This is a genomic window from Sulfurovum sp. (assembly GCF_036568385.1).
In the GTDB taxonomy this organism is placed as follows: domain Bacteria; phylum Campylobacterota; class Campylobacteria; order Campylobacterales; family Sulfurovaceae; genus Sulfurovum.
In genome coordinates this window covers 17,464-28,413 of sequence record NZ_DATCSP010000038.1, presented here as the reverse complement: position 1 = coordinate 28,413, position 10,950 = coordinate 17,464, and the positions used below count along the sequence as shown (strand labels likewise).

The 10,950-nt window shown below is 41.4% G+C and carries 11 protein-coding genes; 3 read left to right on the top strand and 8 right to left on the bottom strand.

Annotated features, from left to right (window positions below; translation table 11 throughout):
• From VIM88_RS04195 to rplI, 8 genes are all read right to left on the bottom strand, one after another.
• A partial coding sequence (locus VIM88_RS04195; RefSeq protein WP_331861631.1) for a secretin N-terminal domain-containing protein occupies nt 1-713 on the bottom strand: 713 nt, incomplete at its 3' end.
• A gap of 4 nt (nt 714-717) precedes the next feature.
• Entirely contained in the window at nt 718-1,122 is a 405-nt protein-coding gene (locus VIM88_RS04190) for a hypothetical protein (protein WP_331861630.1), read from the bottom strand.
• Entirely contained in the window at nt 1,122-1,778 is a 657-nt protein-coding gene (locus VIM88_RS04185; protein WP_331861629.1) for a hypothetical protein, read from the bottom strand. Before VIM88_RS04185 ends, VIM88_RS04190 begins: the two co-directional genes overlap by 1 nt.
• Nucleotides 1,775-3,127: a hypothetical protein gene (locus VIM88_RS04180; RefSeq protein WP_331861628.1), complete on the bottom strand. Its 1,353-nt coding sequence runs from the start codon at nt 3,125-3,127 to the stop codon at nt 1,775-1,777. The genes VIM88_RS04185 and VIM88_RS04180 overlap by 4 nt, the downstream gene beginning before the upstream one ends.
• A 330-nt stretch (nt 3,128-3,457) precedes the next feature.
• A complete protein-coding gene (gene era, locus VIM88_RS04175; RefSeq protein WP_331861627.1) occupies nt 3,458-4,366 on the bottom strand; it encodes a GTPase Era in 909 nt (302 codons plus the stop codon).
• Between the two features lie 97 nt (nt 4,367-4,463).
• Nucleotides 4,464-5,792, bottom strand: a complete 1,329-nt coding sequence (gene hslU, locus VIM88_RS04170) for an HslU--HslV peptidase ATPase subunit (RefSeq protein ID WP_331861626.1) — start codon at nt 5,790-5,792, stop codon at nt 4,464-4,466.
• Between the two features lie 9 nt (nt 5,793-5,801).
• Nucleotides 5,802-6,332, bottom strand: coding sequence for an ATP-dependent protease subunit HslV (gene hslV, locus VIM88_RS04165; protein ID WP_331861625.1), 531 nt, complete (start codon nt 6,330-6,332; stop codon nt 5,802-5,804).
• A 2-nt stretch (nt 6,333-6,334) separates the two neighbouring features.
• Entirely contained in the window at nt 6,335-6,778 is a 444-nt protein-coding gene (gene rplI / locus VIM88_RS04160) for a 50S ribosomal protein L9 (RefSeq protein WP_331861624.1), read from the bottom strand.
• A 136-nt stretch (nt 6,779-6,914) separates the two neighbouring features.
• On the opposite strand from rplI, the gene VIM88_RS04155 reads away from it, so the two are divergent.
• The 3 genes from VIM88_RS04155 to VIM88_RS04145 are packed head-to-tail and all read left to right on the top strand — an operon-like array spanning nt 6,915 to nt 10,874.
• Nucleotides 6,915-7,751 carry a VacJ family lipoprotein gene (locus VIM88_RS04155; protein ID WP_331861623.1) on the top strand — a complete coding sequence of 279 codons (837 nt, stop codon included), beginning with the start codon at nt 6,915-6,917 and terminating at the stop codon, nt 7,749-7,751.
• A gap of 20 nt (nt 7,752-7,771) precedes the next feature.
• Entirely contained in the window at nt 7,772-8,335 is a 564-nt protein-coding gene (locus VIM88_RS04150; protein ID WP_331861622.1) for an ABC transporter substrate-binding protein, read from the top strand.
• A 49-nt stretch (nt 8,336-8,384) separates the two neighbouring features.
• Nucleotides 8,385-10,874, top strand: coding sequence for an efflux RND transporter permease subunit (locus VIM88_RS04145; protein ID WP_331861621.1), 2,490 nt, complete (start codon nt 8,385-8,387; stop codon nt 10,872-10,874).
• Nucleotides 10,875-10,950 lie beyond the last annotated feature (76 nt).

The window sequence follows — 10,950 nt, the reverse complement described above, 5'->3', positions numbered from 1 at the left end:
ATCTGCCTGTTCGTACCTGTGACCGTCACCATTCCGGCATCCGGATTGACCACCGGTGCTAAAGGATTATACTCCCATACCTTACCATCCGGTCCTGTCCAGGTATCTCCTGATCTTGTATAGTGCGTACTGCCATCCGCTGCACCAATCAGGATACGCTGTACTTCAGCCTCCACTGTCTTCCAGAACTGGAACTCATCCGTACTTTCTATCTCTATGCCTGTTTTAGACATTGACTTGTTCTGATTAGCTCCGCCGCCTCCACCGCTTCTTCCGCCCATCTGGCCTGAATCTTCTGTACCTGCGATAGTCACGTTAGCAGTACTTGTTCCCTTTCTCTCCCCTGAAATGTAGTGTATACGGAAGGTACGCGTGATCAAATATGATATCGTAAGCTTGTTCCCGCTTAAAGTATAATTCAAGTCATTGTCTTTCAGTACCGTATTTAAAAAACCTTTTAAGGTGCTGTTTTTCAATTTCACATAATAGAGTTTTTTGTTCATACGCATTTTTGCTTCATCATCTTTTACGATCACACTCAATCCGCATGTATCGGCCAGATTATCGATCACATCCCCGATCGTCAATTTACTGTCGATCGTCACACTAAATAATTTTGTAGAACAGTCCCCCGCTGAGAGATTATGCGTAAAGCCTAACAGCATCATCAATACTATAAGAAACCTAACCCCTGATGTTTGTACTTTTTTCATTCTCTTACCTTTCTTCTAACTTAATGAAATTATCTCTTTTTTCGTGGAGAAATAATTTCTTAATGTGATTTCCATCCCGCAGTACCACACCTCTAGTTCCTACATATTTCAATGTGTATCCCATGATACTATCCCCTATATCGATCCATCCATCATTGATGAAGGCTTTACCGTTCACGATCGCATGCAGAGCCAGTTTCTCCTCTTCTTTGATAGGTGCACTAAAGGTCGTACCGTTACTTTCTGCTTCAAATCGTACAAAAGGGCTTACTGTCGTATCTAGCGTTTCTAGTTTTACACCTTCTCTTTTTTCATGTATACTAACTACCATTTTTTGTATTTGTTCAACAGATAGATCTGCATTTAAAAATACTGTCAATGGCAATAGTAATAAAAGTATCTTTTTCATTAGTGATTGATCCCCCACACTGAGATTTGAATATTCGCTACAACATTCGAAGAATTGGTATCAGCAACCATGTCGGTCTGAAAAATATCTGTCACCAGAACATTTTGCTCTAGTTCATTCATGAACTTGACAATATTCTTATACTGACCTTTGCATCCTAGACCTATTTCCAGCACATGACCGAAATTTCCTTTGTGGTCATCTACATATTTATTGGTAATATATTGCAGATCCACATTTTGTACTTCTGCCTTGTTCGTGATAGAGTTCAGGAACTTGGACCAACTTTTTTTGTTGAACATCATACCGGAAAGTTTTTCCAGATTTGAATCTATGAATTTGATCTTGTTAGTGGTATCAACGATCTCTTTCTTCTTGTTCACGATGTCCTGGTCAAACTTTTTCACGTAATATTCACGGTCACCGTTCACAGTAATTGAGTTGAGATAGGTTTTATTGTCCGTAATACTTTTCTGTACACTCTTTTTACTTCGTTCGCTTTTTTTATACATATCTTGTGTATAGGGTAAAAGAAGTTCAAACCCTAGGTATGCGATGATCCCTGCAATACCTAAGATAACTATCCATTTTTCGCTCTCTTTTTTGGGAGCGAAGTAGTGATCCAGTGCTTCTAATTTATCTTCTAAAAATTTCATTTCAATTCCACCTTTAACAGACCTTTGTAATAGCTGCTTGCCGGGTCTTTTTCGATTCGTTCAATATCTATCGCAATGATGTCATCAAAATGCGTATCTGACATATATTTGATCACTTCTGTAAACTTTCTGTCATCTGAACTGACCAAAGACAACCAAACCGTATCTTTGTCACTTTTTAACTGATCGACATTCACTTCAAACTGATCAAGTTCTTTCGCAAACGTATGGAACGTACCTGACTTTAGACGATAATTCACTTTTTTATCATAAATTGAGGTCAGAGTATTGGCTTTTGCCTGATAGGTCTCCGTCAATACCTGTATCTTGTCATCCAGGACCTTGATCTGCTGTTTCTTCTCGTTGAGTATTTTTTTATACTTATTGCTTTCAGCCGTCAATTTATTGTTTTCTATGCTCAGCGCATAGATCTTCGCTTCATTCACATAGGAACCGACCAAATACATCAGAGGGTATGCCAAACTGAGTGTGACAGCAGCAGCCGTGGCCATAATGAACTGACCGCTGGCTCTATTGACAAATGCCGGAGGACGCGTGTACATGGTAAGGTTGACAAAAGAAGACTCATCTTCCATATAATCAAGAGAAGCCAGAAGCATCAAATATTGCAGCTGGTCCGTATACCACTCTTCATTAACCACATTGTAGTTGAAGTTGAAATCTGTTGATTCCAACCCCAGATAGTTCTGGCTGTAGTCATCCAAGCCTATGATAGGGCCTTTCTCACTCCCTATGAACATATGGTCGATAGAATCTAGATCAAAAGCTCTCTTAACATAGATAATAATATCATTGATGTTAATGAATACTTCCGAAAAGATCTTCATGAAGTTTTGCTGATAGTCACTATTGGTCGTTTTAAGACCTTCAGATTCCAGGACGGTATAGAATTCCTTTTCATCAACCTTTTCACCTATCGCTTCACAATACTTGTCATAGATCTGTTCTAAGGAGAATTCGATCGATTTAGAATAAAGATACTCACCATTTCTATATACGGTGACAAAAGCATCATTTTGCGTAAAATAGACAAAACAGTGTGTATGCTTATCCTGAAGTATCTCTTTGGTATAGAGTGACCGATAAAGAAGCGGCGCAGGTATAATAAGGTCTATATACTTGGTCTCTTCTTTTATAGGAAGAAATACTTCATCCATTTGTTCAGGTTCAGCTACAAAGATGTGAAACTCTCTCTCTTCTCCGGCATTTTCAATTTCAAAGGAGGAGATTGTATACGTATTTGCCTGATCAAGCCCTAATTCCTCATACGCCTTAATGTCAAGTATGTCAGCAATATCCTCTTCCGGAATACTTCTACTTATATTCACTTTTGTAGTAATAATATCTTTATTATGTACATAAGAGGTAATAAAGTTAGAGGTATTATAGGTGAGCTTATTTAAAGGCTGAAACGAATCATCTTTAAATATATATTTTTTGTCTGCATATGCATTAAGCGTAATAACATTTTTTACAGTCGATTTCGACGAACTTTTTTTCAAAAACATTTTAAACTTCCTTGTTGGGTAGACAATTATATATGTTATAATATTAAAGTAATCTTACAAAATATAAAACTTTTCAAATAATATAACTTTTTTTAATTACATATCTTTTATTTTATCAAAAGTGCCCTATCTGCCCGGTTTACCCGGGTTTTAAACAATATAGCCAAACTCCTCCAATCCCTCCTTGTTCTTACTCCATCCTTTTTTTACAGCGACATGCAGATCTAAAAATATCTTTTTACCTGAAAAAAGTTCCATCTGTTCGCGTGCGAGTTTTCCCACCCGCTTGATCCCTGCACCTCTTTGACCTACGATCATACCCTTCTGTGTCTCTTTTTCAACGACAATGGTCGCATACACTTTATCCATTGTATCTCCCTCTTCTACTTTCTCTATGGTCACATCGCTCTCATAAGGTATCTCATCGCTCAAGTTCTCAAATATAGACTCGCGTATCAGTTCTTTATAGATATTCCGTATATGTTCGGTTGTAAGGATCTCAGGGTCATAGTAATAAGGAGAGGATGGTAAATGCTTACATATCTCATCGAGGAGCTGTGTTTTACCTACCTTTTTATTGACCGAAAAGGGTATGACCGCTTCAAAATATTCCTGGTATTTCTGATATTCACCCAATTTGGAAAGGATATCACCCTGCTTCGCGTGGTCGATCTTGGTCAGAACCACAATATGTTTGATTCCCCTGGCCTGTGCAAGTTTCAAAAACTTCTCATACTCTGTAAGCTTGTCTGTCACTGGTGCAAGAAAAAGAATAAGATCACTGTCTCCCATCGCTTTGAGCGCTTCTTCGAGCATAAACTGGTTAAGCAGCCTCTCTTTTTCATGTATACCCGGGGTATCTACAAAGATGATCTGGGCATCGTCATGCATCACAATGATATTCATACGTTTGCGCGTTGCCTGTGCTTTCTTTGAAACCATTGCAAGTTTTTCCCCTACTATATAATTGAGCAACGTACTTTTCCCCGCATTGGGTCTTCCGACCACTGCGACAAATCCGGCTTTGGTATCTATCTCTTCTTTTTCATGATCAAACATTTTGCTTTCCTTTTTGGTGACGTATCATTGTACGTCTGTTGCTGAAACGGTCTCAGCCTGACCGATCAAAGCTCTGCTTTGATCCCATTGTCTCTATCTATAATATATAGCGGGTGGCATCCTCGTCTTCAACCACCTTGCTGATCTTCTCTTCTACCAAAGTCTTATCGATGGTCACTCTTTCACCCTTGTGCTCATCTGCAGTAAAGCTGATCTCTTCCAGGATCTTCTCCATGACCGTATGCAGCCGTCTCGCACCGATATCTTCTGTTTTTTCATTCGCAAGCAGGGAATAGTGTGCGATCGCCCTGAGCGCCTCTTCATCAAAGGTCAGCTCGACCCCTTCGACCTCCATCAAGGCTTTGTACTGTTTGATCAGTGAGTTCTTCGGTTCGGTCAAGATACGATACAGCGTCTCTTCATCCAGACTGTTAAGCTCTACCCTCAAAGGGAAACGCCCCTGAAGTTCAGGCATAAGATCACTGGGTTTGCTTACATGGAATGCACCTGCGGCGATGAAAAGTATGTGGTCTGTCTTTACCATGCCCAGTTTTGTCTGTACGGAGGAGCCTTCCACGATAGGAAGCAGGTCTCTTTGTACTCCCTCTTTGCTGGGATCCTGTCTGCTGTGGGAGTCAGAACCTACAGCCACTTTGTCTATCTCATCCAGAAAGACGATCCCGCCCTTCTCTACTTTTTCCAGTGCCAGAGATTTCAGTTCTTCTTCATCCAGGAGTTTCTCGCTTGCTTCCGCTTCCAGTATTTTCCTTGCATCTTTGACGCTGACCTCTTTTTCAGGACCTTTTTTTCCCAAGCCGCCCAGTACTTTCACGATAGACTCCTGTACCTGGATCATCTGCGGAGGAAGTCCCTCTTCGGGCATGTTCGGAGTATTCGGCATCACTACTTTGACCTTAAGATGGTCAAGTTCGCCTTTGGCATACTTCTCCTGCATCCGTGCAAAAGAGGCGTCATACTCCGCTTTTTTCTGTTCACTTGCCCCGGCAGGCAGCGGGGGAAGCAGTTTTTCTATGATCCTGTTCTCTATATAGTTTTCGATCTTCTCTCTGTTTTTTTTATTTTCACTCTCACGTACCAGGCTCAGTGATGTGGTAGCCAGATCTCGTATCATCGACTCCACATCCCGTCCGACAAATCCGACTTCGGTATATTTGCTGGCTTCGACTTTGATAAAGGGAAGGTCCATCATCTTTGCCAGACGTCTTGCTATCTCGGTCTTACCAACCCCGGTACTTCCTATCATCAATATATTTTTAGGGGTCACATCCTGCTGCATCTCAGGACTAAGCTGCATGCGTCTGTAACGGTTTCTCAGTGCCACCGCTATCGTCTTTTTTGCATCATTCTGTCCTATGACATACCTGTCCAGATACGTGACGATCTCTTTAGGTGTTAAATTATCCAATGCTGTTCCTTACAATTCTAATATTTTAATGTTCTTATTGGTATAGATACAGAGTTCACCCGCCACTTCCAGTGACTCCTGTACCAATGTTCTGGGATCGAGATCCGTATGTTTGTCCAGTGCACGTGCCGCAGAGATGGCATAATTCCCTCCGGAACCTATGGCAGCTATTTTCCCATCTTCAGGTTCTACGACATCCCCTGTTCCTGACAGGATAAAGATATGTTCTTTGTTCAGTACGATCATCATCGCTTCAAGCTGTCGCAAATGCTTGTCCCTTCTCCACATTTTTGAAAAGCCGATCACAGATTTGAAAAGGTCGCCTCTTTTCTCAGCAAGTATCCCTTCGAACATGTCAAAAAGATTGAAAGCATCTGCCGTACTTCCGGCAAAACCGGCCAGGATCTTTCCTTCATACAGTGTACGTATCTTTGTGGCATTGCCTTTCAGAACGGTATCACCGAACGTGACCTGGCCATCTCCGCCTATCACTGCTTTCCCGTTATGTTTATATCCCAGTATCGTAGTAGCATCAAACATCTCTAGACACCTACCACTTCTACTTTAAGCTTCGCATGGATACCATGCCCCAGTTTGGCATCTACTTCATGCACACCGATGGACTTGAGCGCTTTTTTAAGGTTGATATTTTTTTTATCCACTTCGATATTCAGTTGTTCCTCAAGCGCTTTGGAAATGTCTCCATTTCCCACAGAACCTTTGATCCCTACGGGTGCCGATGCCTTCTCTATCTTGATGGTCGCATTCTCCAGTGTGATCTTCTCAGCCTCCAGTCTGGCCAACTCGTCCCTGAGATTTCTTGCCATCTCTTCCTGCTCAGCTTTCCACCCTTCTATCACATCAGGCGTCGCCAGCTTTGCCAGTCCTTTTCCTATAAGGAAGTTTTGTCCATAACCATCTTTGACTTCTTTGATCTCACCTGCTTTTCCAAGTGCTTTCACATCTTTTATCAATAGTACTTTCATGCATTTATTCCTTATTGTGCTATATAGTGTTATAATTCTAACAAACTTTTACTAGACATCGGTTAAAGAGATACCGGGGTTTCACACAAAGTGCACGATACGATACTGCATTTATTCAAGATTGACAGGGATTTCAATGAAACTTTTATACTTCTTCTTTGCTATGACACTTTTTATATTTCAGGGGTGTGCCGCCAAGAACACTGCTGCAAAGTTGGACCATACGCCAGTTAAAACCCAAGTCGCCTCACCAGAACCCCTCTCTCAAGGTACGACTGACCCGGAAGAAACAGAAACTGAGTTCGATACCTTTGAAGAAGAGTTCGCACTGCAGGAGACAGAGAGCGTCAATGATCCCCTCATAGGATACAACAAAGCCATGACATCATTCAATGATCTCTTCATCACCTATCTTTTAAACCCTGTTTCAGAGGGATATGCAGCTGTCCTGCCTGAACCTTTTCGCATAGGTATCTCCAATGCGTTCCATAACATACAGTTTCCCGTTCGTTTTGCCAATAACCTTCTTCAGTTGAAATTCGCGAACAGTTCCGATGAGCTCAAACGTTTTGTCGTCAACTCGACCCTCGGTTTGGGAGGCTTGATGGATCCTGCAAAAAGCTACATGCATATACCTGCACATGAGGAAGACTTTGGGCAAACCTTAGGCCACTATGGGGTAGGTTCCGGGTTCCATATCGTTTTACCGTTCGTCGGACCGTCCAATGCAAGGGATCTGGTTGGACTCACGGTAGATTCTTATGCCTCACCTCTTGTTTACACAGAAGACCTCGAAAACTATAAAATACCGCAAAAGAGAGATCACTCTATCGCTATTCTCACAGGAGAAGTGGTCAATAAAACCTCTCTGCACTTGGGAGAGTATGAAAGTCTTAAACAAGATGCGATACAATTCTATCAATTTTTACGGGATACCTATGAGCAGAAACGTAATTCTGACATAGCTGAGTAACAAAAGACAGGAGAAAACATATGGTAAAAAAACTTATTCTGGTATGGATTCTATCTGTCGTTTCCCTCTACGCTATAGAAGAGCAAAACATCAAACAGGTGATGGATGCCAAAGTCAGCAAGGTCCTTACCATACTAAAAGACAACACACTGTCCCAACAGCAGAAAGAACAGAAGTGTATCGCTGTGATCGATGATGTCTTTGACTACGATATCATGGCACAGATCAGTCTCGGAAAGCAATGGAGATCGCTTACCAAAAGCGAAAAAGCACAGTTTTCCAAACGGTTTGAAAAGAAACTGAAACTTTCTTACCTGGACAAGTTAAGGCTTTATAACAATGAAAGAGTGATCATCAAAGAGGTGCAAAAGGTCAAACCTACCAGAAGTACACTGGAGACGCTCATTATAGGGCGTGACGACACCTACAAGGTCATCTATCTTTTTTACAAGAATGGAAGCAACGGCCAGTGGTATATCTATGATGTCAACCTGGTCGGTGTAAGTATTCTTCAAACCTATAGAAAGCAGTTTTCTGAATTCCTGCAAACCAAAACGGTCAAGCAGCTTATAGAATCACTTTAAGTGGTTTTGTAAATAAATATCCCCAATGATACATATAAGAAGATGACCCATGTTGCATAAGATTTACCAAAAACTGATACTCAGGTATCCTTTATCTGTTTTGATCCTTCTTATCAGCAGTGTGCTCATCCTGGGTATGAATATTTCAAAACTGGAGATAGATGCTTCTGCAGAGACACTGCTGCTTCATGATGACAAGGACCTGGAATTTTCCAGAACGATCACAAAACGGTTCCAGACCAATGACGTGCTTATCCTTGCCTACAAACCAAAACAGGGATTGCTTTCAGAAAAAAGCCTGCAAACGTTAACCCGTCTCAGTGATGACCTGGAAGAACTGCCCGGAGTTGAATCTGTAGATTCGATGATCAACGTACCTTTGTTCTTTTCACCCATAAGAGACATGGATGACCTGATCAGTGAAACACGGACACTGCAGAGTGACGATATCGATCTAGCACTGGTCAAACAGGAGTTCTTGACCAGTCCTCTGTACAAGGACAGGCTTGTCAATAAAGACTTTACGGTATCTTCTATCATCATCCAGCTACATCAGGATCCAGTATATTTTACACTTTTGGAGAAACGGAATAAACTGCTTCAAAAACAAGAAACCTCTTCTCTAACAAAAGAAGAAAAGCAGGAACTTAGTGATACCACTGCTGCATTTAAAGAGCATAGAGACCGGCAGCGTGTGCTTGATGAAGAGAACATTAAAGAAATTCGCTCCATTATCACAAAATATCAAGATGATGCGCTGTTCTTTCTAGGCGGTACACAAATGATCTCCAACGATATTGTTGGATTTATAAAAAATGATCTACTGATCTATGGGAGTACCCTTATACTGATGATCATTCTTGTCCTGGGTATCGTATTTAGAAAGCTGCGATGGGTAATCCTGCCTATTTTTATCTGCGCCCTCTCGGTCATTGCTATTACCGGCAGTTTAGGCTTTTTTGGATGGGAGATCACTGTCATTTCCTCAAACTTTATCGCCCTGCAGCTGATCATCACCATTTCCATCGTTTTACACCTTATCGTAAGATATGAAGAACTTTTAGCACGCTACCCTCGTGCCTCATCCAAAAGACTCGTTTTATATACGATACTGACAAAGGCAACACCCACTTTCTTTGCCATCCTTACTACGATCGCAGGATTTTCTTCCCTGCTCTTTTCCCATATTCTTCCTGTGATCAATCTGGGTTGGATGATGAGCGCGGGGATCACCATGTCACTTGTTATTGCATTTATTGTTTTTCCTACCATGCTCATGCTGTTGAAAAAAACACCTCCTCTCAAACAAAAGCGATCTCTAGCCTTCATACCTTCTCTGACTGCTAAAATTGTACTGCATGATAAAAAAGCTATTTACATCGTCACTTTACTTACCGTAGTCTTCAGTATTACAGGTGCATCACAGCTCATAGTAGAGAACAGTTTTATCAACTATTTCAAAAAAGATACAGACATCTACAAAGGCATGAAGATCATAGACCAAGAGCTGGGAGGGACCACTCCCCTGGATGTCATACTGACGCTGCCGGATACGAACAGCACTTTGCCGCACACCGCTGCAACAGAAAATAATACGGAAGAGCTTCTGGACTCATTTGAAGATGAATTCAGTGCTTCAGAGGACCAGGATCAATACTGGTTTACCGATGAAAAGATCAATCTCATCAAAAAGGTCCATAATTACTTAACCCGCATAGAACAAATAGGTGAGGTTCAGTCTTTTGCCACACTGCTTGATACAGGGAAGGTACTGAATGACAACAAAGAATTAGACAGCGTAGACCTCGCTCTCATCTACCAGAAACTGCCTCAAAAGTACAGAGACGTGATACTTACACCCTATGTCAATATTGAACATGACCAGCTAAGATTTTCTACACGTATCATAGATTCGAATGAAGATCTGCGCAGGGACGCATTATTGAAAAAGATACAACATGAGCTAAGCCAAAGTATAGATCCTGATGTTGCAAAGGTACAGCTCTCGAACCTCATGGTGCTTTACAATAATATGCTGCAGTCCCTGTTCCGCTCACAGATCTTGATGGCCGGTCTTGTTTTGCTCATTGTCTTTCTTATGTTCCTGGTACTCTTCCGTTCACTAAAGCTCACAGTGATCGCTTTGATCGTCAATGTGATCCCTATAGGCATGGTCTTCGGATTTATGGGGTGGTTGGATATTCCGTTGGATATCATGACCATCACCATTGCGGCTATTGCCATGGGGATAGGCATCGATGACACGATACATTATATTCACCGCTTCCAAGTAGAATTCGAAAAAGACAACCGTTACTACCCCAGCATGCATAGAACCAACAACAGCATTGGAAATGCGATGTATTTCACTACACTGGTGATCGTGATAGGTTTCTCCATCTTGACACTGTCAAATTTGATCCCCACCATCTATTTTGGCCTGCTTACGATGTTCGCCATGGTCGCTGCACTCACATCAGACCTGATACTGCTGCCTAAACTTTTACTTTTTCTCAAGCCTTTCAAAAGCGTAAAGTAGACCAATGTTGGGCCATCGCCCAAAAATTAATATCGCCTTTTATAAAATATGTTACAATCAAAAAAAAATAAAAGAA